We start from the raw sequence: 24,002 nt of genomic DNA, 5'->3' as shown, positions 1-24,002 counted from the left end.
CAGGCTCGCTCCCACAGGGGGTGGTGTTGCGCGCTATGGGGTGTCCGGCTGATTCACCGGATGCGCCTTGATGAACGCCGGGTGCGTAGCGGCCAGAGCGGCCACGCGACGAATCCGCGGCCAGGCTTGCAGGGAAACGTTGAAGCGCTCGGCCGCGTACAGCTGCGGAATCAGGTACACGTCCGCCAGGCCGGGTTGCGGGCCAAAGCAGTAACCGTCGTCACCGATCAACTGCTCCACGGCAGCCAGTCCCTGACTGATCCAGTGGCCGATCCACTCCCCAACCTGCGTCTCATCGTGCCCCAACTGTCGCAGCCGGTTGAGCACGCTGACGTTGTGCAGAGGATGCACATCGCAGCCGATCAACGCCGCCACGCCGCGCTCACGGGCTCGGGCAGCGAAGTCTTTGGACAGCAGCGGCACCTGTGGATAACGCTCCTCCAGGTACTCGATGATCGCCGGTGACTGGATCAGCAGCTCGCCTTCATCGGTGCGCAAGGCCGGCACGCGGCCTTGCGGGTTGATGCCAAGATACGGCGGCTGGCGATGTTCGCCACCGGGCGGCGCAATCAGGTTGACCGGCAGCGCCTGGTAATCCAGGTCCTTCAATGCCAGTGCGATACGCACCCGATAGGACGAGGTCGAACGGTAGTAGGTATAGAGTTCCATGACCCGTTCCCCTCAGCGCGCCGGCAGCACTTTGCCGCGGCACTCGCCGAAGCCGATGGAGGCAAAGCCCTCGCGGCTGCAACGGCCACGCAGGATGATTTCGTCGCCGTCTTCAAGGAACTTGCGCACCTCGCCCGACGCCAGTTCGATCGGCTTTTTACCGCCCTCGGTGATTTCCAGCAGGCTGCCGAATTGACCGTTTTCCGGCCCCGACAAGGTGCCCGAGCCGAACAGGTCACCGGCCTGCAGCTGGCAGCCGTTGACGCTGTGGTGCGCGACCATTTGTGCCACGGTCCAGTACATGTGTTTCGAGTTGCTCAGGGTCAGGCGATGGGCCGGCAGGTTCTGCTCGCGCATGGCTTCGGTCAGCAGCAGCACTTCCAGTTCGATATCGAAGGCACCGGCGGCCTGATCACGTTTATCGAACAGGTACGGCAGCGGCTGCGGATCACCTTCCGGGCGCGCAGGTTGGGCGCGACGGAATGGCTCCAGCGCTTCGGCGGTCACCACCCACGGCGAAATGCTGGTGATGAAACTCTTCGACAGGAACGGACCCAGCGGCTGGTATTCCCAGGCCTGGATGTCCCGCGCCGACCAGTCGTTGAGCAGGCAGAAACCGGCGATGTGATCGGCGGCGTCGCCAATGGCGATCGAGTCGCCCATGTCATTGCCCTGGCCGATCCAGATGCCCAGCTCCAGCTCATAATCCAGGCGCGCGCACGGACCAAAGGTCGGCTCGGTCTGGCCGGCCGGCAAGGTCTGGCCTTTGGGCCGACGCACATCGGTACCGGACGGGCGAATGGTTGAGGCGCGGCCGTGGTAGCCGATCGGCACGTACTTGTAGTTCGGCAGCAAGGGGTTGTCCGGACGGAACAGCTTGCCAACGTTCTGCGCGTGTTCGATGCCGACGTAGAAGTCGGTGTAGTCATTGATTTTCGCCGGCAGGTGCATCTCGCAATCCGCCGCCAGTGGCAGCAATTTAGCGCCTTGGGCCTCGATCTTGCCGTGCAGGGTGCTGCCTTCGCTCAACAATTCCAGCAGACGCTCACGCAGGGCCACACGAGCTTCGCGGCCCAGTTCGAAGAACGCATTCAACTGCCCGCCACGGGTGGCTTCGACGGCGGTTTTTGCTGCTCCGTCAAACAGGCCGGCATCGAGTGCGGCCTGCAGATCGAAAATATGCTCGCCAATGGCCACGCCGCTGCGCGGTGCCGAACCTTTCACACTGAACACGCCCAGTGGCAGGTTTTGCAGCGGGAAATCCGCATGGCCGTTGGCGGAAGCAACCCAGCTGCGAGTGATGGAAGTCTGCGTCATGGGTTATCTCCGGGTTGGGTCGAAAGTGGCGGGCAACGTGGCCCAGCAAGCGTCGTAGTTGGTTTGCAGTTGCGGGCAATCGAGGGCGAATCGGCTCGGACGCAGCACTTGGCTGGTCTCGAACATGAAGGCCATGGTGTTGTCGATTTTCGCCGGTTTGAGGTCCGCGTTGATCGCCTTGGTGCAGGTTTCGCCGTCAGGCCCGTGCGCACTCATGCAGCTGTGCAGCGACGCGCCGCCGGGGACGAAACCTTCAGCCTTGGCGTCGTACTCGCCCTGGATCAGGCCCATGAATTCGTTCATCAGGTTGCGGTGGAACCACGGTGGACGGAAGGTTTTCTCGGCGACCATCCAGCGTGGCGGGAAGATCACGAAATCCAGGTTGGCCAGACCGTGGACGCTGGTCGGCGAAGTCAACACGGTGAAGATCGACGGGTCCGGGTGATCGAAACTGACGGTGCCGATGGTGTTGAAACGGCGCAGGTCGTATTTGTATGGCACGTTGTTGCCATGCCAGGCGACCACGTTCAGCGGCGAATGATCGAGCTCGGTGCCCCACAACTGGCCGAGGAACTTCTGCACCAGGGTCGTTGGTTGCGTGAGGTGTTCGTAATGGGCAACCGGGGTGAGGAAATCCCGCGGGTTGGCCAGACCATTGCTGCCGATCGGCCCAAGATCTGGCAGGCGCAAGGGCGCACCATGGTTCTCGGCGATGTAGCCGCGGCCTTGCGGGTCAAGCAACTCGACGCGGAATTTCAAACCCCGTGGCAGTACGGCGATTTCCAGCGGCTCCAGTTCCAGCACGCCGAGTTCAGTGGCAATCCGCAGTCGCCCCAGTTGCGGCACCAGCAGCATTTCGCCGTCGGCGTTGAAGAACACTCGCTCCATGGACCGATTGGCGCGGTACTGGAAGATACTGATCCCGGCCGGTTTATCCGCGCCGGAGTTGGCGGCCATGCTCACCAGGCCATCAATGAAATCGGTCGGCTCGGCGGGAATATCCAGGGCATTCCAGCGCAGGCGATTAGGGGTTACTTCACCCAGTGGCCCGCCAGCCAGTTGCCGATCGAGTTTGACGAATGCCGGATGATTGGCCGACGGCTGGATACGGTACATCCAGGTCCGCCGCGCTTCGCTGCGGGCCATGGTGAACGCGGTGCCGGAAAACAGTTCGGTGTAGAGGCCGTAAGGGGCTTTCTGTGGCGAGTTCTGGCCGACCGGCAACGCACCGGGCAACGCTTCGCTGCTGAATTCGTTGCCGAAGCCTGACTGATAAGCCAGTGCTGGCGTCGATGAATCGAGGTTCATGGAGCCTCCTGAACAGGGAGTGGGTCGTGGCCTGTCGCTCTGCGCAAGAGGTCTGGGCACGCCAAAGTTGTTTTTATCGTAATCCAATTACGAATAACGTAATTTGATTGGTATTGACCGTCAAGCTATAAAGACGCCCATTCATCCCCGGAACTCATCCCTTGAAAGACGGCGCCACCATGCAAAAGCCCGCCAGCGACAGCAACGGCAAACAGAAAGTCCGCTCCGCCGAGGTGGGAACCGACATCCTCAAGGCGTTGGCCGAGTTGTCGCCCTCGACATCACTCTCGCGCCTGGCCGAACACGTGCAAATGCCGGCGAGCAAGGTCCACCGCTATTTGCAGGCACTGATCGCCAGCGGCTTCGCCGAACAAAATCCAGCGACCAACCATTACGGGCTGGGTCGTGAAGCCTTGCGTGTCGGATTGGCGGCACTCAACAGTATGGACGTGCTGAAAGTCGCCGCCCTGCCCTTGGCCGAACTGCGCGACGACTTGAACGAAACCTGTTTTCTGGCGGTATGGGGCAATCAGGGCGCGACCGTGGTGCACATCGAGCCGGCGGTGCGAGCGGTGACGGTAGTGACCCAATTGGGCTCGGTCTTGCCTTTGCTCAGTTCTTCCACAGGCCTGGTGTTTGGCGCCTATCTGCCCAAAAGGGAAACCATCGAGCTGCGTGAGCAGGAACTGCAAGCCCAGACCGCCCACGCATTGGCTGACGATCAGGCCTATGCCGCCATGTGTGAGCAGATCCGCGCACGTGGCCTGCACCATGTGCATGGTTTGCTGATGCCCGGTGTCGATGCCTTGTCGGCGCCGGTATTCAACGCGATGGGCAATGTGGTGGCGGTGCTGACGGTGGTAGGACCGACGTCGCTGTTTCATGCCGATGAAGACGGACCTGCCGCCCGACGCCTTTTATCCGCCACCCGCGCGGTCAGTTGGCGAATGGGCTTCGAAGCGGACAGCGGGCCTGTTGACCGATGAGCATTTGTTCTAACGCCTAACGTACCGGCATTGCCCTTCGGGGTGCTTTTTTATGCCTGATCTCAATCTCCAATACACCACTGATTCCCTGTGGGAGCGAGCCGGCTCCGGGCGGCGTTCCGACGAAGGCGTCCTTACATCCAGCAATGCCGGTGGCTGATACGCCGCTTTCGCGAGCAGGCTCGCTCCCACAAGGGCTCGGCGATGGCCACTTATCGCAGGTAGAAAAAAGCTCCCCACAGCGGGACTCGCCCCTACCCCTGCGCAATCAAGCCCAGCTTCTTCGCCGTGGCCACGGCTTGAGTCCGGCGCTCCACGCCAAGCTTGCTGTGAATGCGTCGCGCGTGGGTTTTCACCGTGTGCAATGAGATAAACAATTGCTCGGCGATCTGTTGATTGGAGTTGCCTTGGGCGATCAGGCTGAGCACCTCCAGCTCTCGCCCGCTCAACGGGTTGGCATCCAGGGTCGCCACCGGCTCGTCGTCCGCGCCCAGGCGACTGATCAATGCCGGCTGACGCAACCGCAGTTCGCTCAAGGCCTGCTGCAAATGGCAGCGCCTGACCAATTCCAGCCCCGCCTGCAACGCCGATTTCGCCCTGTCAGGTTCGCCGATCAGGTCTGCCACTTCGCAGATTGCAAACAGCAATTCCGCTTCCAGCGCCAGCATCCCATGCTGTTGCGCGTGGTCGAGCAATGTCTTGAGCTGCTCCAGTGGTCGCGTGGCCCGGTGCAGATGGGTTTCGGCGAGTACCAGCAAATACTCGACCCGGGCAATCAGCCCCACAGTGGCCGGGGGGGCCTGTCGTGCATCGACCCCACGGTAGTGGCGCGCCACGCGGGTCAAGGTTTCATGAGCCAATTGCGGTCGACCTTGCTGCAACCAGAAGTGACTGCTGATCTGCAACAAAACACCGCGATACACCGTGTCGGGAATCTGCCGCTGCTGCATCAAGCGCTCGGCCTCGCGCAAGCGGTCAAAGGCGTGGGCGTAATTCCGCTGATTGGCCGCCACCTGGGCCTGCCCGAGAAAGCCATACAACGCGCGCTTGTCCAGACTGTGCAGGCAGTCCTGAAGACCACTATTGAAGAACTCGGCGGCCATTTCGTCCTGCCCCTGGCAGAGCGCCAGACGCCCGCGACGCAAGGCGATTCGCCCCAGCAACGGCGTTGGACGGTCAGCCTGTCGACACAACATTTCATGTACATCGGCCAGCAGGCTCTCGGCGCGTCGGGGAGCGCCGCGCTGTTCCAGCAACTGCGCGTGATCAAGTTCGAGCAACCCCTCGAACAGCAACGAACCTTGCGCCCGCGCCAGGCACAGCGCCTCTCGGTTCAGGGCCTGCGCGGCATCGAGTTCGCCCTTGAGCAGCGCCTGTTGAGTCAACCCGGACAGGCACAACAAGCGGGCCGGCCAGGCGTCCGCTGCCAACTCGGCCAGCGCATCGACAAAGTGCCCGCGAGCCGCCGCCATGCGCCCCTGCAAATGCAGCAACCAGCCTTGTTGCGCCTGCCAGCGTGCCAACAGTTGCCGTTGCAGGGCGGCCGTCGGTTGCGGGGCGAAGCGCGCCATTTGCTCGATGCACGGCGCCGCCTGGTCGAAGCGCCCGGCAAACAACAGTGCCGCCGTGATCAGACCGACCAATTGCGGCGACCCGAGGGTCAACTCCTGCCCCTGGCGCTCATGCAGATTCAGCAACAGGCGCACATTCTCGCTGCGGAACAAATGCTCGAAGCTGAAATGCTGCAACAAGCTGACCGCGGCTTCGAACTCCTCGGCCAACAACGCCTGCTCGAACGCCCCCTGCCAATCCTCCTCGGCGCAGAACCACTGGCATGCGCGCCGATGCCACGAGCGACCGGCCGAACCCTGCTCCTCACGCATGGCCCGGGCCAGTGGCACGAAGACGCGCAACCAGTCGGCGGAGTCTTCCCAAGGCTCGATGAAGCACCCCATGTCCTGCAAGGTCTGCAACCCCTTTGCGCCTTCACCCGCACCGAACAGATGCTCGCACAGTCCGGCATTGAATCGCGGCAAATGGGCCAGCACCTGCCAGGCCTCAACCAGCTCCGGAGGCAGCGTGTTGAACAGTTCGTGTTGCAAGTAATCGAGCAGCGTCGCCGAGCGTTCCTGCTTGTCCTGCCCGGCGGCCCACTGACAGCCGTCGAGCAGGGCAATGCGCACGCCGGCACACCAACCGCCGCTGCGCTGGATGATTCTTCTGGCAACGCTGCTCGCCCGTGACGGCTCTACGTGGACGAGCAACTGTTCGACGTCTTGCTCGGTAAACGCCAGTGCCTGCCCGTCGTACTCGTACAACTCATCATCGAGCAACAAGCGTGGCCAGTTGCAGGATGGCCGTCGACGCGAACCCAGCCACCAACTCAATGACGGGCTTCTCACAGCCAGTAAACGGTCAAGCAGGCGATCGAGCTCAGGATTGGGGGCGCGGCAATAATCATCGATAAACAGCCAGGTCGGCGTTTGCAACCGGGCCAGGTGCTCCAGCAATGCAATCTCATCCGACGCAGCCAGTCCCAGCGCATGCGCCAGCCGCTGCCGGAAATCGGCAACACTCAACGACTCGCCCGCCAACGGCAACCAATACACCCGACAATGTCCCGACGCCCGCAACAGGCATTCGGTAAGCAGCGCACTCTTGCCGCTGCCCGCCGGTGCACAGAGCAATTTCACCCGTGCCGTGGAGGCCAGCAATGGCTCGACCAAGCGTTCGCGGGACAGGTGATGGGAACACAAACGAGGCAGAAGTCCAGGACGGTCCAGACACGTCGTCATGGCAGTCATAGTGGTGCGCCTTTTTATAGTTGTGGCGCCACCCTAGCCCCCTCCCGAGCGCTTGTTGAAGAAGTATTCAGCAGGTTGATTTGCAGCCATAAAAAAGGTGACCGCGAGGTCACCTTTTTGTGTAGGAGCCTGTAGGACGATTACCTCACACCCGTGCTCCGCAGGGCTGCCGGCGTGTAGTCCCCGGCTTTGGCCGCGATGTTGAATTCGAAGCTGCGCTTCTCTTCGTTTTTCATCCCCAGCGCGATGTAGCGACCGGCAATCAGGTCATACAGTGCCTCGACCGTATAGGCCGGCACCTGATGATCGTAGTAGAACTGCGCATGCCCTTCGGCCACACGCCAGAGCTGACCACGACCGTCATAGTGGTCGGCCAGCGCCACCTGCCAGGTGTCTTCGTCGAGGTACATGTGACGCTTGGCGTACACATGCCGCTCGTTGGGCTTGACCGTCGCGACGACCTCCCAGACCCGGTGCAATTCATAGCGGGTCAGGTCCTGGTTGATATGGCCGGCCTTGATCACATCGGTGTATTTCAGGTTCGGCGAATCAAGCTTGTAGCTGTTGTACGGGATGTACATTTCTTTCTTGCCGATCAGCTTCCAGTCGTAGCGGTCTGGCGCACCGGAAAACATGTCGAAGTTGTCGGTGGTGCGCAGGCCGTCGGACGAAGTGCCCACGCCGTCATAGGCCACTTGCGGTGCACGCCGCACACGCCGCTGGCCGGCGTTGTAGATCCAGGCCTTGCGCGGTTCCGTGACCTGGTCGAGGGTCTCGTGAACCAGCAGCACGTTGCCCGCCAGCCGCGCCGGTGCCGTCACCTCCTGTTTGAAATAGTTGAGCACGTTGTCATCGTTGCCCGGTTTCAGATCCCCCAGCAACGACGGCACGGCCACCTCGTCCTTGAAGCGGATGACGGTAAAATCGCCATTGGACTGTGGCGTTGCCTGGGTAATGGTGCGACGCAGATTGCCGCCGTGATAACGGGTGACGTGGTTCCAGATCACTTCAACGCCGTTCTTCGGAATCGGAAAGGCGTAGTAACGATTGCCGGTGAAGTTGGCCAGGCCGTTACCGTCGTTGGTCGGAATGACATTCAACGCGCTGCGCTTGGCCGACTCGTAGATTTCCGGCGGCAGCGCCGCGGTGCGGTGGCTCGGATAAACCGGAATCCTGTAAGTCTCGGGGTAGCGCTTGAACATCGCGATCTGCCCGTCCGAGAGCTTGTCCTTGTACTTGTCCACCGTTGCCGCCGTGATGATGAACAGTGGTTTTTCATTGGCGAACGGATCAGCCAGGAAGCCCTTGCTGTCCACCGCGCCGGCGTTTTTCGGGATGCCACCGGTCCACGGCGGGATCGAGCCGTCGGCGTTGCCGGCCTTCTCGGCACCCAGCGGTGTGAGGCTGGTGCCCAGTTTGTTCGCTTCCTCCGGTGACACCGCTGCCATCACGTTGACGGCCAGCAGACTCAGGGCCAGGACGGTGCCGAATTGCAGAATCATCTTGCGCATGGAAATCATCCTTCTCAGACAGATCAGAAGTTCACGCCAAAGCTCAATGCCACGAAGTCGCGGTCTTCGAGCACGTTGTAGTCACCACCGAAGAAGTCGGTGTAACTGAGGCTTGCGGTGTAGGTGTTGCGGTAGTCCGCATCGACGCCGAGGCTGACGGCCTTGGCACCTTCGTTGAACAGCCCGTTGGGGCCGTACCCGGCGACGTCGTGGGACCACGACAGGTTGGGCCGGAAGTTGATCCCGGCGATTACGTTGTTGTAATCGAGGATCGCCCGGGCGCGATAACCCCACGAAGTCGAGGTCACGAAACCATCGGTATCGCCGCCGAAACCATACTGGCCGTACACCGAGTCGCGGCCATAACGCAGCTTGCTCCGGGCCTCCAGGCCACCGACATGCACCACCGCCGCTTCGCCTACCAGTGTCAGGCGATCCGCGCCCGCGATCTGATCGACAAAGTGCGTCAGGGTGCTCTGGATCTGCGTCACTTCCTTGCGCCGATAGCCTTTGTTGTCGGCGCCAGGGGTGGTGGCGATCGGTGAAGCGGCGCCGCCGGCAATCGGGTTGAGCATCGCCAGGGTCAGGTCGTTGGTGTTGACCTGCACCGGTGCGTTGGGGCGATAGCTGATCTCGCCGGTCCACGCCGTGCCGGTGGGCAAGGTGGTGGAGAAACTCGCGCCGTAGAGGCGAATGTCTTCCGGGTACTCGAGGTAGTACTGACCGCGCCCGAGCATCACGCTTTGCGCCAGGCCAGAACCGCTGCCGGGCGCGATACGGTTGGCAGCCGCGACGATCCCGGGAATGCTCGCCAGCGTAGAGAAGCCTGCCGTGGTCGTGCCGACGTTCGGTGTGCGGCTGTGGTAGTTCATGAAGTACAGACCGTACTCGGTGTCATCCCCCAACCAGCGCAGCGCCGTACCCCATTGCCCCGAATCCCGGGCATCGCGGTCCTGACCGCGAGGAACGACCACCCCCTCCTTGGTGACCTCAAAGCCCTGGCCAAAGGCCGCGGCAATCGGCTGCAACGGCGCAATGGCCGGGCTGGCGACGGTGTAGCCCTTGTCGCACCCATCCGCCACCACATCGACGCCGAAGAAGGTGCCGCAGTTGTCGACGACAGTCTGGTCCCACTCCAGTTGATAGAAGCCTTCGACCGTCAGCTTGTCCGTCAGGCCCTGTGACGCGAACAGCATGTTGACCGGAATCAGACCTTCCTTGATCTCGGCACCGGGACGGCGAAACGCGGACACGTCGACCGGGTTGATGCTGTTGATCGAGTTGCCGATGAAGGTACTTTCGCCCCAACTGACCACCTGCTTGCCCGCACGCACCGTGCCCGGCAGTTCGCCGATGGAGTAGTTGTGATAGACGAACGCATCGAGGATTTGCCCACCGGAAGACTTGGCGCCCTCCTTGCGATTGTGATCACTGATCGGCTTGAACGGCCGGTCTTCGTCCTTCAGCTCGAAGTCGTACCAGTACTTGCCACGGACAAATACACCGGTGTCGCCATACTTCAGTTCGAGGTCGTGAATGCCCTTGAAAATCTTCGAGAAGGTTTCGCCCTTTCCAAAGTTCTGACGCCCGTCGTCACCGGTCGAAGCCTGCCCGCTGCCACCGTTGACGGTGCCCACCAACGCATCGTCGGCATCGCGCATGCCCCAACTTGCACCGACCGACAACGAAGAGTCGAACGTCCCCTCGATTTCCCCGATGTTGAAAGAAACAGCCTGCGCCTGGGCACAGCAACCCAAGGCAACCGCAGCGGCCAGCGCCTGCGGTGTGAAGATGGCGCGCATTGTTGTTTTTGTCATGCGTCTTCCCCGGTGAGTGACAGAAGGCCTCACCCTACTGCCGCCTGCCGGGGTCGATAAGCGCACCAAGGAGGTATTCGTGGTGTACCTCCAAAGGATGACTGGCTGCATGGGACGCGGTATTGCGCGGAGCATGGATCGGCTGGATGGGACGCCATCAGCCACATGCATACGCCAGGGGATATCGATGCCGGGTAGAACACTCAACTGTTGCGCGCCCCGTAACAGTGCATGTCCGGAATCGCTATTTTTCCTTTGTCGGCAAAGACTTATTCTGATCAGGCTTTCACGGTAAACAGCCTGAAAGCGCGAAGCAAAAGCGTGTAATTCGTCTACGCTATTGCGACAGATCTCAGATGACTTGAAGGTTTCGAGTCATCGCCCCGTGTACACCGACGTTGATTTGTAGCTCCTGGATCCAACGTCTTGCTTTGGCCGCTGCGTTTGCAGCGGCCTTTTTTATGGGCGGGGGTTTTGTGGCGCCAGCCTGCTTCACCTGATATTTAAAAAAGGTCCTACAAGACACTTCCTGTAACTGCATAAGAAATATCTTTTTACGCAGAAGATTATTTCGCCTGAATTTCCGTTTTATCGAAATGACTCTCAACCCCCTATGTAAATGCCCACGCACTTCTCAGACTCATTACTTTTAATTTCGCTGTAACTTTGAATGGCACAACGAAACAGTTGGTTGCACAAGCACACCAACAAAGGCCACATATCAAACAGTGTGCAAATTCACAAGGATATGAATATGCAAAAACCACCTGGACCACCGCGTCCAAACACATCAAAGCCTGGTTTTCTCGAAATTGATGAGCCCGTTCACACAGTCGGCATTGCACCCGACCACATGGTTCTCCCACCTCACGGGCGAAACGACCTCACGGGAGGGCCATTCGGCTACGGTGCCGGGGGGACCTACGGTCAAAATTTGTTAACCGTCCAACGCACAACCAAGGTATTGGAACAAGAACTTCAGATCCGATCCAACGAACTACCGAACACCATCGAAGCCGAACTAGCAGCGGTTAGATCTGAAGGTCCTGTCGATCCAGTTACGCCAGTACAGTCAATCGTCCGTGAGTTGGGAGTTTTAAATACGCTCTGGCAACGAAAAGCAGCCGAACACCATAGTAAAACAGCGACCGCCAATGCGTTTTATGGAGGAGATCCTTTTAACCGGCACATCAATGAATTCATGAAAAAAGCCACGACAATGGAAAAGTGGCCGGGACCGAACGGCATTGCCATGCAGGCTTTGAATCAATCACTCAGAGCGGCTGTCGACGTCAGATTACTCTCGCAAACCCTCCATTCGCTTAATCAGCGATCTCTTGATCTGCAGCAGACCCTTAGTGTCTTACAGGCGGCTGAACAAGCGCGATTGGCAGCGGAGCAGGAAGCACAACGTGTCGCCGCCGAACAGACCCGAATTGCGTCTGAGGTAGCCGCACAGTACATCGCTGCTGAACGAGCTCGCCTCGAAGCCGAGGCCGAGGTTCAACGACAAGCCGAGCAACTGCGCCTCGAAAACCAACGGCAAGCGGAGGAACAAGCGCTCCGCGAGGCGATGGAGGCGTTGAATGCCGCCAAAGGCATTCGTTCGTTTCCCGTATCGGGCGCGGCGGCGGCAAATGGTCCGGTGTTCACCGTTGCAGCTGGAGCGCTGGCGGTCGATGCAGCGACAACCCTTGCGATCAGGACGGCCCTGCAATCGGCAGCCGCCGCAGCAACCACAGCGTTGGCAACCACTGTTGGGACAGCGTCAGGCGTGGTGATCGTTGTTGGTGTTGCAGCGCTGGTTTACTACGCGCTACGGGAGAACAAAGAACCGTACGCCTTGAGCGTCCCGCTCTCGGACCTCGCGACGTATGACGCCAATGAACTCCATGCTATCGCCCAGGCCAACGGGGAAATCGAACTGCCGGTCGCGATCGGCTCCCGGACTGTGGGTAACACCACAGAGTTTTCCGTAGCTGCCACGAACAGCACAATGCTACCTCGCAAAGTACCGGTGCGTTTGGCCACCTACGATCCAGTTCTGAACGTCTACAGAACCGAGAGTCCGCACGCCCAATCCCCCGGCATGACATGGACGCCAATTGTCAGGCCCGGCAACGCATCCACGGTTCTTCCGGTGACCGAACCGGACGTTGTCCCCTACACCGGCGCTACCGCAACCGCTCTCGAAGGAAGGATCGATCCAAATCCGGAGCTGGATCTCTATAGCTTTGAGGATGTCATCTACGTATTCCCGATCGATTCGGGAATTCCGCCTCAGTATGTGGTGTTCAGGGATAGGCGGAATGAGCCTGGCGTCACCAGCGGTGCAGGACAATCAGTATCTGGAAATTGGATGGGGGGAGCCGCGACGGCGGAAGGTGCACCGATACCTGCTCAAATTGCAGATAAACTTCGCGGAAGAGAATTTGCAAGCTTCAACGCGTTTCGCAGAGAGTTTTGGAAAACGGTCGCGAATGACGATGTTTTGGTTGAACAATTCACATTATTCAACAAGTTTGATATTAAAAATGGTTTATCACCAAGCGCTCATCCTTCAGAACAGGTAGGCGGGAGGAAAAAACTTGAGATTCATCACATTATACCAATCAGCGAAGGCGGATCAGTCTATGACGTAGACAATCTTCGTGTGCTGACCCCGAAGCAGCACATCGCGACCCACTCAAAAAACGGAAGTCTTTAAATGAACTTCAAGAGCAAATTCGAAGAATACACTGAAGCCGAATATATCAACCTCATCAATCGACTAGTCGAAGGCGATTATTCATCAGAGGAAGAACACGACGCCATTGTCGAGAATATTGTATCCACCTCGGAACACCCAAACGGAACGGGCATTTTGTACTACCCGGAAGACGGAGTTGAAGACAGCCCAGAAGGTGTATTGAAAGCTATTAAATCCTGGCGAGCCGCTAACGGCAAACCAGGTTTCAAAGTTGAGTAACTAAATGAACGCCAAGCCGCTGCAGCCCATCGGTTTGGCACTACGTTCTTTGGGTTTTTCGGCGTCGGAGCGGTTGCAACCAAAGGTCCGAATTGGTCAGCCCCACGGTTCGTCACCGACAAAAAAAACACCTGACATTAAAATAGCTCCAAGCCGCGTCCCTGCGGCTTCCGGAGCCTGGTGTTACAACGAATACTTCTGCAAATTCCCCATCATTTCCTTCAGCGCCTCAATATTGTCCTTCGGATGCGCCGCGCCCTCGAAATCACAGATCTGCTGCCAATGCGCGGCCACGTCTTCCGGGGAGAAACCTACCCGTGGGTCGAAGCCGGCGCCGAGGCTGCGTTCCCAGCGGACCTTGCCCATCCAGCCGCCACCGACTTCGAACAGGCCTGAGGTTTCCTGGCAGTTTTCGCTGGCCAGGTACACCACCAGCGGGCTGACCAGTTCCGGTTTGAGTTGTTCGAATACTTGCGGCGGGATCAGGCCTTCGGTCATGCGGGTGCCGCCGGTGGGGGCGATGGCGTTGACCAGGATGTTGTTCTTGCGGCCTTCGATGGCCAGGGTACGGGTCAGGCCGTAGAGGCCGAGTTTGGCCATGCCGTAGTTGGACTGGCCGAAGTTGCCGTAGATGCCCGACGTGGACGCGGTGAAGATCACCCGGCCGTAGCTTTGCTCGCGCATGTGTGGCCAGGCGGCGCGGGTGACTTTGTAGGCGCCTTCGACGTGAACGCGGTAAACAAGGTCCCAGTCGGCATCGTCCATTTTGTGGAAGGTCTTGTCGCGCAGGATCCCGGCGTTGTTGACCACGACATCGACGCGACCGAAAGCGTCGAGGGCATGCTGGACAAGCTTGTCGCCGTCGGTGACCGAGTCGTGGTTGGCCACGGCGGTGCCGCCGGCTTCGCGGATTTCCGCGACCACGCGATCTGCCGCCGAAGCGTTGGCACCTTCGCCTTGCGTTGAGCCGCCCAGGTCGTTGACCAGCACTTTGGCGCCCTGTTTGGCGAACAACAGCGCATGCGCCCGTCCCAGGCCGCCACCTGCACCGGTGATGATCACGACTTTATCTTCGAAGCGCACAGACTCATTCATGGGGAACTCCAGCAGGCCAGGGACATTGCCTGGGAGTTTCAGGCACGGCGCTGCGGGTCACAATGAACAGGGGGGAGGCTGAATGGTGTGCGATAAGGTTGGGGGATGATGGAAGGTGTGAGGGGCAGGCACAAAACCTGTGGCGAGGGGATTCATCCCCGCTCGGCTGCGCAGCAGTCGTAAAACCTGTAAACCGCTTTTTATCTGACACACCTCATTGCATGGTTTGGGGGCCGCTTCGCAGCCCAACGGGGATAAATCCCCTCGCCACAGTGATCCCCTCGCCACAGATAAACACCTGCTTAATCAGGAACAGGCCATCTTGAGCGGCGATATCAGTTGGTCGCGAAACGCCAGGTAGTGTTTAAGCACCTGGCACGGCGCTTCAATCTGCGGGTAATGCCCGATGTCGCTCAACAACACCGCATCGGCGTCGGGGATCAGCTCCCGGTAACGCGCGACCATGTGCGCGCCGGAGATCGGGTCGACCTCGCCATCGATCACCCGCAGCGGCACTTCGCCGCGCTGCATCGCGCCGACCCAGCGCTCGCGCTGTACGCGTCGCTCGGGAATGTAGGCGATCAATTTATGCATGATGCGCGGGCCGTGATTGTTTTCGATCAGGCTCCAGAAATCATCCATCTCGCTTTCGCTGGGACGGGTGTGTGGACCGAAGATCTTGCGAAAACTCTTCACCAGCCCATCACGACTGAACGCGCGGCCGATCATCCAGCCCAGGGGACTGAGCAGCAGTTTTTGCATCAGGACCGGACGATGGGTTTCCGGAAACAACCCGCCATTGAGGAACACACAGCTTGCGATATTGATCAGCGACTCGTAATGCCGGGCGAGCAGCTCCTGGGCCACGCTGTCGCCGTAGTCATGGGCCAGCAAGTGCACCGGTTGCCCGATATTCAGATGATCCAGCAGCGCCTGTTGCAGATCGGCCTGTTCCAGCAGGCTGTATTCGTGGTTCACCGGTTTGGCCGAGTCGCCGAAACCGAGCATGTCGCAGGCGATCACACGATAACGCTGGGTCAGCGGCTGCCACAGGTAGTGCCAGTCCCAACTGGCGCTCGGGAAGCCATGAATGAGCAGCAGCGGTTCACCCTGCCCGGCCGTCCAGTAACGGATGGTCTGGCCACGGAACACAAATGACTGGCCGCGCTTGCGCCAGATACACAGCGGGATCTCGGCGAGGGCCATTAGAGTTTATAACCCGGGTCTTGTTTATCGAGTTTGCGCAGCAGCGCTGGCCAGGCCAGCGCGCCACCCATGCCTTGAGCACTTTTGGTAACGCCGGCGATCATCGCCTTGGCGCCCGCCAGAATCTGCGGTTCGATGGCGATCAGCTCCGCGCCGCCGGTCTGCGCCATGACCTGGATATCGCAGGCGCGCTGGAAGGTGAACATCATCAGGAAGGTGTCGGCGATGCTGCTGCCGCAGGTCAGCAGGCCATGGTTGTGCAGCATCAGGAAATTGTTTTCGCCAAGGTCGGCTTGCAGGCGAGCCTTTTCCTCGTGGTTAAGCGCAACACCTTCGTAAGCGTGATACGCCAGACTCGAAAGGACGAACAGCGACTGCTGGCTGATCGGCAACACACCCTGTTTCTGCGCTGACACCGCAACACCGGACGCCGTGTGGGTGTGCAGTACGCAGACGACATCGTGACGGACTTCATGCACCGCACTGTGGATGGTGTACCCGGCCGGGTTGATCTCGTAGGGGCTGTCCATCAGTTTGTTGCCGGCCTGATCAACCTTGACCAGGCTCGACGCGGTGATTTCATGAAACATCAGCCCGAACGGGTTGATGAGAAAATCTTCAGTGCCCGGAACCTTGGCGGAAATGTGGGTGAAAATCAGATCGTCCCAGCCATGCTGGGCCACCAGGCGATAACAGGCCGCGAGGTCGACACGGGTCTGCCATTCGGCCGGGCTGACCAGGTCTTTGACACTCTGGTGCGATTGGAGGGGGGTTACGCTCACGGTCAGGAACCTCGGTTTTTATTATGGAGTGTTTCCAATGACTACCGAGTCTAGTCAGCGCTTGGGGTTCGTGTAGTTGCGTTGGCAGCCAGCTTGATGGCCGTACGAGTCAGCAGGTCAGGAAGTTTGGATCCATGTCAAATGGCCGTCGCCAGAGAAGGTGCGGGGCGTGCTTTGCGCAGCCCCGTCAGAACCATGACGAACCCCTGGCAGGAACGTCAGGCGGAGTCGATCAGCCGCGCAGAGCGCCCACCAATTCCGCCAGCCAGGGCTCGGCGTCCGCTTCCGGGGTCACGCTTTCACTGGCGTCCAGGCGCAGCATCGGCAGGACTTCACGGATGCCCAGTTCACCGAACAACTCTCGCATCAACTCGCCACCGCCGCAGAACGTATCGCCATAACTCGCATCGCCCAGACCGATCACCGCCCCCGGTAAACCACGCCATGCCGCAGGCAGCTGGTCACGAATGGCGAAATACAGTGGCTGCAGGTTATCCGGCAACTCGCCCATGCCGGTGGTCGAGGTCACGGCCAGGAAGGCTTCGGGGCCAAAGGCCTGGACATCGGCCAGGCTTGCACGCGGGTTGTGCCAGGTTTCGAAACCGGCGGCTTTCAAAATGCCGGCGGCATGCCGGGCGACTTCTTCAGCCGTGCCGTACACCGAGCCGGAAATGATGGCGACTTTCATCAATCTGATCCTGAAGCTGAGTAAAAGACCGGGATATTAACAGCACGGCCTGGATTGTTCTTTTAGAATGCTTAAGAGGTGTTCTCAATTGAGAACGCTCCCTGAAAACCAACAAGGAAGGGTTTGACTGATGATCAACGCAAAACTGCTGCAACTGGCGATCAACGCCTCCAACGACGGTATCGTGATTGCCGAAAAGGAAGGCGATCAGGACAAGATCCTGATTTACGTCAACCCGGCGTTCGAACGCCTGACCGGTTATAGCAGCGAAGAAATCCTCTACCAGGATTGCCGTTTCCTGCAATCCGGTGACCGTGATCAGGATGCGCTACCGAAGATTCGTGACGCGTTGAACAGCGAGGGATCGTGTCGGGAAATCCTGCGCAACTATCGCAAGGACGGCACACCGTTCTGGAATGAGCTGTCCGTTTCGACGGTGAAAAACCCGAACGACGGACAGGTTTATTTCATCGGCGTACAGAAAGACGTGACCGTACAGGTCAAGGCACAGCAGCGGGTGGCGCAGCTTGAAGCGCAATTGGCTGAAGTCCAGGCCGAGCTTGCCGCACTCAAGGCGACGAACGGCACAAACAAATCAGCGAATTAGTTGTCATTTACTACAATCACCAATGACTTTGTAAATATTTCTTTCGAGCTAGCCATGCAACGCGACGCGCTCCTGACCCAGGACGAGCTGGATTTCATCCAGACAATGCAACATAACCCGCAACTCAATGTGCGGGACGCGACGTCGAGCCTGCTCGTCAACGGTGGTTCGCAAATCCGTGACTTGCTCACGCGCCTTGCCGCCCATGAGCAAGTCACTATTCACGCCAATTTCGAAAACCAGCAAATGACCTTTCCACTGCATCTGGTGGAAGACGAATTTCATGCGCTGCATCTGCGTCTGGGTGTGCCGAGTATCTACGAGGACGGGCCACTGGTCCGGCCATGGCGATTGGTACTGGAAGAACCGGTGGCGCTGGAAAACGCCAAGGGTCAGCCTGGCACGATGTGGGTGCACGAAGTGTCGTTCAAAGGGATTTTGCTGGAGGTTCGCAACAAGACCAAGGCACCGAAGCATTTCGCCTTGTGGTTCAGCCCGTCAGGCTACGAGCGGATCGCCTTGCGCGGCACGCTTGAGAAGGAAACCGAGAACGGCTTCTATGCCTACCAGTTGAGCCAGGATGACACGGATGAAACCGAACGCCTGCGCCAATACATCCTGCAACAGCATCGCTTGACCCATCCCGCCCTGCATCTCTGAGTTCAAGTATCCAGGTTACCCGCCAGAAACTGTTTCAGTCGCTGGCGCATCACCAGGCCTTCGTTCCCCAGGCAACCGATCGACGACCCGGCCAGACTTTCCTGAGCCAGATCGGACGCATCACCGGCCAGCAGCACCGGACAATCCAGACTCATCGCCAGGCGATTCAAGCGTCGAGGCAAATCGGGAGTCGGTACGTGATTGGAAAACAGCACCAGTGCCTGGGGTTTGATCCTTTCGCAGATCAGCGTTAACTCGTCGAATGGCTGACCGATGGTCAACACGCGCACACCGGTTTGCCCGCTGCTCAGGAACAGTGCGGCAATCAGTAACTCCAGTTCCCGGCACTGGCCGGCCAGGGCGCTGACGATGACTCGCCGGGGTTGCTTGTCACGGATCAACAGCAAGCGCTGCAAAACCCGTGACCGCAAAAAACCGTCCAGGAACAGCCACTCGCTGGTCCGACCGAACGAGTCCTGGCGTTGCAACAATTGCTTCCAGAGCGGGACCAGGATGTCCTGAAACACCACCGGCTGGGAGTAAGTGGAAAAAATCTGCCCGTAGACCTGCTCCAGCTGAACGTCGTCGAAAGCACTCACCGCAGCCTGGACCTGCTGCTGCCATTGCGCGTAATCGGCTTGTACGAGGTCGTTGGGGATGATGTGCGACAACGCCTCGAACGGCGCCGCCTTGGCCAGGATCTTGCCGATCTTGCTGACCGCGACGCCACGCTCGATCCAGTCGAGAATGCTACGCACGCGCTCTATATCGGCCATGGAGTAGAGGCGATGCCCGCTTTCGGTGCGAGTGGGCACGATCAGGCCGTAACGCCGCTCCCAGGCACGAAGCGTAACCGGGTTGATTCCGGTCAACCGCGCCACCTCGCGAATGGGGAAGAGTTCTTCCCGCTCAAGAGAGAGCGTAGGCAACTCACCGGGAGCAACGTCAGTCAGGACAGGCATCAGCGGTTTTACGTCCGTGTTTTTGTTTGGATCCCATTGTACCCCCGCCGCCCCGTCATGGTTCAAGACATTGATTGTTACGATGGCCACAGACGTCGCGAATAGAATCAGGAATAATCCTTGCTCGTCCCAAGACGCAGCCCACCACCCCGGCGCTGCGCCTGGCGAAACTCCTACCCGGAGCGACGCATTCGTTTACGGAGATACATGATGTCTACCTCCCCCGTCACGCTGATGGTTGCGCGCCGTGTCGCCGATGGGCGTTATCAGGACCTGATCGCCTGGTTGCGCGAAGGCGAACAACTGGCCACCGACTTCCCCGGTTATCTCGGCTCCGGCGTACTCGCTCCGCCACCCGACGATGACGAATTCCAGATCATCTTCCGCTTCGCCGACGAGCAGACCCTGCACACTTGGGAGCATTCCGCCTCACGCACCGCGTGGCTGGCACGCGGCAGTGACTTGTTCGCCCACCCGACGGAACATCGGGTCAGTGGCATCGAAGGCTGGTTCGGCGCTGCCGGCCAACGCCCGCCCCGCTGGAAGCAGGCGGTGGCGATCTGGCTGGCGTTCTTTCCGGTTTCACTGCTGTTCAACTTTGTGCTGGGGCCGTTGCTCAGCGAAATGGGCCTGCTGAGCCGGGTATTCATCAGCACCCTGTGCCTGACGCCGTTGATGGTCTACTTCTTTATTCCGCTATCGACCCGTGTGCTGGCAGGCTGGCTGCACAAAAATGCGCCGGCGCCTTCCTTGACTGCTGAAACGGTCAGCGATCACTGACGGCACCGTCGTTCTCGCCTGATAGCAAAGGATCGCTACGGGCGGGAGATGCTCCCCGCGAGCGGGAAAACTTCAGTTATGCTGCACGAACTTAGCCCGTGCATAGACCTACTGAAGCTGATCGCAGAGTTATGAATAGTCCAATCCTTGTCACCGGTACCAGCAAGCGCGTCGGTCTCCAACTTGCCACTACACTGGCCGAGAGTGGCCACACTGTCATCTGCGTCAGTCGCTCCACCAGCCTGGCGACACCCCATCCGAACATGTTGCCATTCCAGGCAAACCTTGAACTGCAGAGCGATCGCGAGGCGCTGATCGCCTATATCAAGACTAACTTCGACAGTTTACGTGCAGTGATCCACAACGCCTCACTGTGGCTCGACGATGGCCTGGAGAACCTGAACACCATGTTCAAACTCCATGTCGAAGCGCCCTACCATTTGAACCTTGAACTGGGAGAGCATCTGCAGCGACTGGAACGATCCGACATCATCCATATCTGCGACGAGACGTCTTCGAGGGGCAGCAAGAACCATATTGGCTATGCCGCCACCAAATCCGCACTGCAGAACATGGTGCTGTCCTTTGCTGAGAAATACGCCCCCGGCATCAGAGTGAACGCCATCCTTCCCGGCTTGCTCATGCTCAAGGACGACAGCACGCCGGAATACTCCCAGCGAACCCTGAAGAAAGCCCTTCTCGAATTCGAACCCGGCGCACAACCCTTGATCGACGCCGTCATGTTCTTGCTCAACACCAACTACAGCACTGGAAGCAGCGTCGTCATCAATGGCGGGCGTCACATCAAGAAAGGGATCGTGAATGATTGACTCGAAAAAACTGATCTATCTACCACGAAAAATAAAGTGGTCTCTGATCACGGCATTGTCGATCCTGCTGGTGGCAGCACTTTATGTATCTCTTGCCTTTGTAGGCGTTCCCGATCATAGCGACTGGATCCTGCTGTCCCTGTCAGTGGCACATACGGCCGGCACAGGGCTGGTCATTGCACTGATACTGGTCTTTGGCGAGCGTGAAGCCAACCTGGATTACCTGACCACCAAGACACAACACGTATTGTTGAGAAATATGCCGGCGACCCTGGGGCATATCGAGGACTCACACGGACAGAAACTGACCGTAACAGTCTCCGCAATCAACAATATCTTTGGGGCCAACTACACGCTCAAAAACGAAAACATCCAGACTAAAATGTGGATCGGCTTCAACGTCGAACGCATCATCGTGGCCTACTACCTGAAAACCACCGAATCGGTAGACACCATCAAGGACATTTTCCAGTACACCTTCGGTGGCGCCGAATCGGTGGGTTACAAAATCAACTATGAGCCCGCCACCATCAAAAAAACCGGAGAAAAGATTCTATCCATCTGGTGCATATGGCCCGGCGAGCAAGAAGGGAATAATCTTTCCACCGACCTGCTGAACAACCCGGACAAAAAGTTGTTCATCATTCAAGACATCGCAATGATGACGCAGTCGTTCATCCGGACTGCCGAACGCAACTCGGTGAACATCTTCACCGACGCCGACCCCGCGCCTTTGTAACCTTCCTTACAACGACTTTGCCTCATAGCGTGCAAGAGACCTCACATGAACGATCAACAACGCCTGGAACTTGAAGCCGCCGCTTTTCGCCGGCTGGTGGCCCATCTGGACAGCCGCAAGGATGTGCAGAACATCGACCTGATGAACCTTTCGGGTTTCTGCCGCAACTGCCTGTCCAAGTGGTACAAGGCGGCCGCCGACGAACGTCAGATCGAGGTCAGCCTCGACGAAGCCCGCGAAGTGGTTTACGGCATGCCGTACGCCGAGTGGAAAGCCCAATATCAGCAAGAAGCCAGCGCCGACCAGCAAGCGGCGTTCGCCAAAGGAAAAACCCATGAATGATTTGAACACCCTGCGCGCCAGCCTCAACAGCGGCGAACACGCCTTCGCCGATACCCTGGCATTCATTGCCGCCGGTTACGACTACCAGCCCCAGGCTTTCAACAATGGCGGCGTGGAAAACGCTGCAGGGCAGAACGAAGGTTCGTGCAAGACCCTGGGCCTGGCGCTGCTCGAAGGCCTGAGCGATGACGAAGCCCTGCTGGCGTTCGGCGAGCATTACCGCTCGGTGCTGGCGACGCCTGAAGGCAGCGATCACGGTAATATCCGTGCGCTGATGGCCCACGGTCTGGCCGGTGTGAAATTCTCGCAGCAACCCCTGACTCGCCGCTGAATCAAACCCGGCTTTGAACCTGAACTGGACCCTGTGGGAGCGAGCCTGCTCGCGATGGACGCAAGAACACCGCGGGGTTCCAGGTAGCCAGCGTTATCGTTGACGACCATCGCGAGCAGGCTCGCTCCCACAGGCTAGAGATGCAGGTTTTAACCACATATCCCGACTTTTAAGATTGACCCGGCGACTTTATTTCGTTTGCCCGGTACCTGCGCTCACGGCTTAGATAAAAAGAAGTCCTCCCACTTCCGAGCCGGTCATCCATGAGCAGCGAAACCATCAGTCAGTCGATCAACATCGTTCACCCCGTCACGCTCAGCCACGGCAAAAACGCCGAGGTCTGGGACATTGATGGCAAACGCTACATCGACTTTGTCGGCGGCATCGGGGTGCTGAACCTGGGCCATTGTCATCCGCGCATCGTTGAGGCGATTCGCGAGCAAGCGACCCGCCTGACTCATTACGCGTTCAATGCCGCGCCCCATACACCCTACCTCGAACTCATGGATCGCCTGGCAGCGTTCATGCCGGTGACCTACCCGGTCAGCGGCATGCTCACCAACAGCGGTGCCGAAGCGGCCGAGAATGCGCTGAAGATCGTCCGAGGCGCCACCGGCCGCACGGCGGTCATTGCCTTCGATGGCGCCTTCCACGGTCGCACCCTGGCCACCCTCAATCTCAACGGCAAAGTCGCGCCCTACAAGCAGAAAGTCGGTGTGTTGCCAGGACCGGTGTATCACCTGCCCTTTCCCAGCCAGGACAACGGCGTGACCTGCACCGAAGCCCTCAAGGCCATGGAGCGCCTGTTCAGCGTCGAAATCGATATCGATGACGTGGCCTGCTTCATTGTCGAACCGGTGCAGGGTGAGGCGGGTTTCCTGGCCATGGACGTAGTGTTCGGCCAGGCGCTGCGGCGTTTGTGCGACGAGAAAGGCATTGTGCTGATCGCCGATGAAATCCAGTCCGGTTTCGGCCGTACCGGCCAACGCTTCGCGTTCTCGCGACTGGGCCTCGAACCGGACTTGATCCTGCTGGGTAAAAGCATCGCCGGCGGCGTGCCGCTGGGTGCCGTGGTCGGGCGCAAGTCGCTGCTCGACAACTTGCCCAAGGGTGGTCTGGGCGGCACCTATTCCGGCAACCCCATCGCCTGTGCCGCCGCGCTGGCGACCCTGGACGAAATGACCGATGCCCATCTGCAAGCCTGGGGTACGCAGCAGGAAGAAGCGATTGTCAGCCGCTACCAATCCTGGCGTGATCGCAACTTGTCACCCTACCTCGGGCGCCTGACCGGCGTTGGCGCGATGCGCGGGATTGAGCTGGCAAAGGCCGATGGAACACCGGCTTCGGCGCAGTTGACGCAACTGCTGGCGCTGGCGCGAGAAGCCGGGTTACTGCTGATGCCCAGCGGCAAATCGCGGCACATCATTCGGTTGCTGGCACCGCTGACGACCGAGGCGACTGTGCTGGAAGAAGGCCTCGACATTCTTGAGGCGTGCCTGGCGAAATTGACCTGAACTAAAAGTCCACACAGTCCCTGTGGGAGCGAGCCTGCTCGCGAAGAGGGAGTGTCAGGCGACATCAATGTTGACTGTCAGTCCGT

The 24,002-nt window shown here is 59.2% G+C and carries 22 protein-coding genes; 11 read left to right on the top strand and 11 right to left on the bottom strand.

The window, feature by feature from the left end; genetic code table 11:
* Nucleotides 1-33: 33 nt before the first annotated feature.
* Genes maiA through hmgA form a run of 3 tightly spaced genes read right to left on the bottom strand, consistent with a single transcriptional unit; the run spans nt 34 to nt 3,294 of the window.
* Nucleotides 34-669: a maleylacetoacetate isomerase gene (gene maiA, locus ACW9HW_RS12920; protein WP_457400141.1), complete on the bottom strand. Its 636-nt coding sequence runs from the start codon at nt 667-669 to the stop codon at nt 34-36.
* A 12-nt stretch (nt 670-681) separates the two neighbouring features.
* The gene (fahA, locus tag ACW9HW_RS12915; protein WP_095193858.1) at nt 682-1,986 is read right to left on the bottom strand and encodes a fumarylacetoacetase; all 1,305 of its coding nucleotides are present in this window, start codon (nt 1,984-1,986) and stop codon (nt 682-684) included.
* Between the two features lie 3 nt (nt 1,987-1,989).
* The gene (hmgA, locus tag ACW9HW_RS12910; RefSeq protein ID WP_457400139.1) at nt 1,990-3,294 is read right to left on the bottom strand and encodes a homogentisate 1,2-dioxygenase; all 1,305 of its coding nucleotides are present in this window, start codon (nt 3,292-3,294) and stop codon (nt 1,990-1,992) included.
* Between the two features lie 179 nt (nt 3,295-3,473).
* Here hmgA and ACW9HW_RS12905 point away from each other — a divergent pair, with 179 nt between their 5' ends.
* On the top strand, nt 3,474-4,280 hold the full coding sequence (locus tag ACW9HW_RS12905; protein ID WP_457400138.1) for an IclR family transcriptional regulator: 807 nt from the start codon (nt 3,474-3,476) through the stop codon (nt 4,278-4,280).
* Between the two features lie 254 nt (nt 4,281-4,534).
* Here the strand turns inward: ACW9HW_RS12905 and ACW9HW_RS12900 are convergent, their stop codons facing one another.
* The 3 genes from ACW9HW_RS12900 to ACW9HW_RS12890 all read right to left on the bottom strand — a co-directional run bounded on the left by ACW9HW_RS12900 (nt 4,535) and on the right by ACW9HW_RS12890 (nt 10,412).
* Nucleotides 4,535-7,084: a LuxR C-terminal-related transcriptional regulator gene (locus ACW9HW_RS12900; RefSeq protein WP_457400137.1), complete on the bottom strand. Its 2,550-nt coding sequence runs from the start codon at nt 7,082-7,084 to the stop codon at nt 4,535-4,537.
* Between the two features lie 140 nt (nt 7,085-7,224).
* Nucleotides 7,225-8,595 (bottom strand): DUF1329 domain-containing protein, encoded by a 1,371-nt coding sequence (locus tag ACW9HW_RS12895; protein WP_457400135.1) that lies wholly within the window; start codon nt 8,593-8,595, stop codon nt 7,225-7,227.
* A gap of 23 nt (nt 8,596-8,618) precedes the next feature.
* On the bottom strand, nt 8,619-10,412 hold the full coding sequence (locus tag ACW9HW_RS12890; protein ID WP_457400134.1) for a DUF1302 domain-containing protein: 1,794 nt from the start codon (nt 10,410-10,412) through the stop codon (nt 8,619-8,621).
* Nucleotides 10,413-11,103: 691 nt separating this feature from the next.
* On the opposite strand from ACW9HW_RS12890, the gene ACW9HW_RS12885 reads away from it, so the two are divergent.
* Both ACW9HW_RS12885 and ACW9HW_RS12880 read left to right on the top strand, forming a co-directional pair.
* Nucleotides 11,104-13,119: an S-type pyocin domain-containing protein gene (locus tag ACW9HW_RS12885; protein WP_457400131.1), complete on the top strand. Its 2,016-nt coding sequence runs from the start codon at nt 11,104-11,106 to the stop codon at nt 13,117-13,119.
* Nucleotides 13,120-13,380 (top strand): bacteriocin immunity protein, encoded by a 261-nt coding sequence (locus tag ACW9HW_RS12880; protein WP_457400130.1) that lies wholly within the window; start codon nt 13,120-13,122, stop codon nt 13,378-13,380.
* A 183-nt stretch (nt 13,381-13,563) separates the two neighbouring features.
* Here the strand turns inward: ACW9HW_RS12880 and ACW9HW_RS12875 are convergent, their stop codons facing one another.
* The 4 genes from ACW9HW_RS12875 to ACW9HW_RS12860 form a co-directional block, all read right to left on the bottom strand.
* Nucleotides 13,564-14,475 (bottom strand): SDR family oxidoreductase, encoded by a 912-nt coding sequence (locus ACW9HW_RS12875; protein WP_457400128.1) that lies wholly within the window; start codon nt 14,473-14,475, stop codon nt 13,564-13,566.
* A 306-nt stretch (nt 14,476-14,781) separates the two neighbouring features.
* Complete coding sequence (locus tag ACW9HW_RS12870) at nt 14,782-15,681, bottom strand: alpha/beta fold hydrolase (protein WP_095193867.1); 900 nt, start codon at nt 15,679-15,681, stop codon at nt 14,782-14,784.
* Nucleotides 15,681-16,463, bottom strand: coding sequence for a class II aldolase/adducin family protein (locus tag ACW9HW_RS12865; RefSeq protein ID WP_095193868.1), 783 nt, complete (start codon nt 16,461-16,463; stop codon nt 15,681-15,683). The genes ACW9HW_RS12870 and ACW9HW_RS12865 overlap by 1 nt, the downstream gene beginning before the upstream one ends.
* 232 nt (nt 16,464-16,695) lie before the next feature.
* Nucleotides 16,696-17,151: a flavodoxin gene (locus tag ACW9HW_RS12860; RefSeq protein ID WP_095193869.1), complete on the bottom strand. Its 456-nt coding sequence runs from the start codon at nt 17,149-17,151 to the stop codon at nt 16,696-16,698.
* A 130-nt stretch (nt 17,152-17,281) separates the two neighbouring features.
* Here ACW9HW_RS12860 and ACW9HW_RS12855 point away from each other — a divergent pair, with 130 nt between their 5' ends.
* Both ACW9HW_RS12855 and ACW9HW_RS12850 read left to right on the top strand, forming a co-directional pair.
* A complete protein-coding gene (locus ACW9HW_RS12855; protein WP_095193870.1) occupies nt 17,282-17,758 on the top strand; it encodes a PAS domain-containing protein in 477 nt (158 codons plus the stop codon).
* Between the two features lie 54 nt (nt 17,759-17,812).
* Nucleotides 17,813-18,418 carry a hypothetical protein gene (locus ACW9HW_RS12850; protein WP_095193871.1) on the top strand — a complete coding sequence of 202 codons (606 nt, stop codon included), beginning with the start codon at nt 17,813-17,815 and terminating at the stop codon, nt 18,416-18,418.
* 2 nt (nt 18,419-18,420) lie between these two features.
* On the opposite strand, the gene ACW9HW_RS12845 is transcribed toward ACW9HW_RS12850, so the two are convergent.
* Nucleotides 18,421-19,380 carry a MerR family transcriptional regulator gene (locus ACW9HW_RS12845; protein ID WP_095194068.1) on the bottom strand — a complete coding sequence of 320 codons (960 nt, stop codon included), beginning with the start codon at nt 19,378-19,380 and terminating at the stop codon, nt 18,421-18,423.
* 210 nt (nt 19,381-19,590) lie between these two features.
* Between ACW9HW_RS12845 and ACW9HW_RS12840 the strand changes: the two genes are divergently transcribed.
* The 6 genes from ACW9HW_RS12840 (at nt 19,591) to ACW9HW_RS12815 (ending at nt 23,916) form a co-directional block, all read left to right on the top strand.
* A complete protein-coding gene (locus tag ACW9HW_RS12840; protein WP_457400123.1) occupies nt 19,591-20,160 on the top strand; it encodes an antibiotic biosynthesis monooxygenase in 570 nt (189 codons plus the stop codon).
* A 131-nt stretch (nt 20,161-20,291) separates the two neighbouring features.
* Nucleotides 20,292-20,990 (top strand): dihydromonapterin reductase, encoded by a 699-nt coding sequence (folM, locus tag ACW9HW_RS12835; protein WP_095193873.1) that lies wholly within the window; start codon nt 20,292-20,294, stop codon nt 20,988-20,990.
* On the top strand, nt 20,983-21,729 hold the full coding sequence (locus ACW9HW_RS12830) for a hypothetical protein (RefSeq protein WP_095193874.1): 747 nt from the start codon (nt 20,983-20,985) through the stop codon (nt 21,727-21,729). Before folM ends, ACW9HW_RS12830 begins: the two co-directional genes overlap by 8 nt.
* 45 nt (nt 21,730-21,774) lie before the next feature.
* Nucleotides 21,775-22,071: a DUF1244 domain-containing protein gene (locus ACW9HW_RS12825; protein WP_095193875.1), complete on the top strand. Its 297-nt coding sequence runs from the start codon at nt 21,775-21,777 to the stop codon at nt 22,069-22,071.
* Nucleotides 22,064-22,402 (top strand): HopJ type III effector protein, encoded by a 339-nt coding sequence (locus ACW9HW_RS12820; protein ID WP_457400122.1) that lies wholly within the window; start codon nt 22,064-22,066, stop codon nt 22,400-22,402. Before ACW9HW_RS12825 ends, ACW9HW_RS12820 begins: the two co-directional genes overlap by 8 nt.
* Before the next feature lie 263 nt (nt 22,403-22,665).
* Entirely contained in the window at nt 22,666-23,916 is a 1,251-nt protein-coding gene (locus ACW9HW_RS12815) for a 2-aminoadipate transaminase (RefSeq protein ID WP_457400120.1), read from the top strand.
* Nucleotides 23,917-24,002: the final 86 nt, after the last annotated feature.

The sequence above is a fragment of the Pseudomonas sp. SDO5532_S415 genome, from assembly GCF_054071155.1.
This window is presented reverse-complemented; position numbering and strand designations above follow the sequence as displayed.

What these genes read in the sequence shown, in the direction of transcription:
- ACW9HW_RS12820 (WP_457400122.1), top strand. Translation starts at nt 22,064, where the DNA reads ATGAATGATTTGAACACCCTGCGCGCCAGCCTCAACAGCGGCGAACAC.
- ACW9HW_RS12855 (WP_095193870.1), top strand. Translation starts at nt 17,282, where the DNA reads ATGATCAACGCAAAACTGCTGCAACTGGCGATCAACGCCTCCAACGAC.
- ACW9HW_RS12875 (WP_457400128.1), bottom strand. Translation starts at nt 14,475, where the DNA reads ATGAATGAGTCTGTGCGCTTCGAAGATAAAGTCGTGATCATCACCGGT.
- fahA (WP_095193858.1), bottom strand. Translation starts at nt 1,986, where the DNA reads ATGACGCAGACTTCCATCACTCGCAGCTGGGTTGCTTCCGCCAACGGC.
- ACW9HW_RS12845 (WP_095194068.1), bottom strand. Translation starts at nt 19,380, where the DNA reads ATGCCTGTCCTGACTGACGTTGCTCCCGGTGAGTTGCCTACGCTCTCT.
- ACW9HW_RS12830 (WP_095193874.1), top strand. Translation starts at nt 20,983, where the DNA reads ATGATTGACTCGAAAAAACTGATCTATCTACCACGAAAAATAAAGTGG.
- ACW9HW_RS12890 (WP_457400134.1), bottom strand. Translation starts at nt 10,412, where the DNA reads ATGACAAAAACAACAATGCGCGCCATCTTCACACCGCAGGCGCTGGCC.
- ACW9HW_RS12870 (WP_095193867.1), bottom strand. Translation starts at nt 15,681, where the DNA reads ATGGCCCTCGCCGAGATCCCGCTGTGTATCTGGCGCAAGCGCGGCCAG.
- ACW9HW_RS12860 (WP_095193869.1), bottom strand. Translation starts at nt 17,151, where the DNA reads ATGAAAGTCGCCATCATTTCCGGCTCGGTGTACGGCACGGCTGAAGAA.
- ACW9HW_RS12825 (WP_095193875.1), top strand. Translation starts at nt 21,775, where the DNA reads ATGAACGATCAACAACGCCTGGAACTTGAAGCCGCCGCTTTTCGCCGG.
- hmgA (WP_457400139.1), bottom strand. Translation starts at nt 3,294, where the DNA reads ATGAACCTCGATTCATCGACGCCAGCACTGGCTTATCAGTCAGGCTTC.
- ACW9HW_RS12840 (WP_457400123.1), top strand. Translation starts at nt 19,591, where the DNA reads ATGTCTACCTCCCCCGTCACGCTGATGGTTGCGCGCCGTGTCGCCGAT.
- ACW9HW_RS12900 (WP_457400137.1), bottom strand. Translation starts at nt 7,084, where the DNA reads ATGACTGCCATGACGACGTGTCTGGACCGTCCTGGACTTCTGCCTCGT.
- folM (WP_095193873.1), top strand. Translation starts at nt 20,292, where the DNA reads ATGAATAGTCCAATCCTTGTCACCGGTACCAGCAAGCGCGTCGGTCTC.
- ACW9HW_RS12905 (WP_457400138.1), top strand. Translation starts at nt 3,474, where the DNA reads ATGCAAAAGCCCGCCAGCGACAGCAACGGCAAACAGAAAGTCCGCTCC.
- maiA (WP_457400141.1), bottom strand. Translation starts at nt 669, where the DNA reads ATGGAACTCTATACCTACTACCGTTCGACCTCGTCCTATCGGGTGCGT.
- ACW9HW_RS12895 (WP_457400135.1), bottom strand. Translation starts at nt 8,595, where the DNA reads ATGCGCAAGATGATTCTGCAATTCGGCACCGTCCTGGCCCTGAGTCTG.
- ACW9HW_RS12815 (WP_457400120.1), top strand. Translation starts at nt 22,666, where the DNA reads ATGAGCAGCGAAACCATCAGTCAGTCGATCAACATCGTTCACCCCGTC.
- ACW9HW_RS12880 (WP_457400130.1), top strand. Translation starts at nt 13,120, where the DNA reads ATGAACTTCAAGAGCAAATTCGAAGAATACACTGAAGCCGAATATATC.
- ACW9HW_RS12850 (WP_095193871.1), top strand. Translation starts at nt 17,813, where the DNA reads ATGCAACGCGACGCGCTCCTGACCCAGGACGAGCTGGATTTCATCCAG.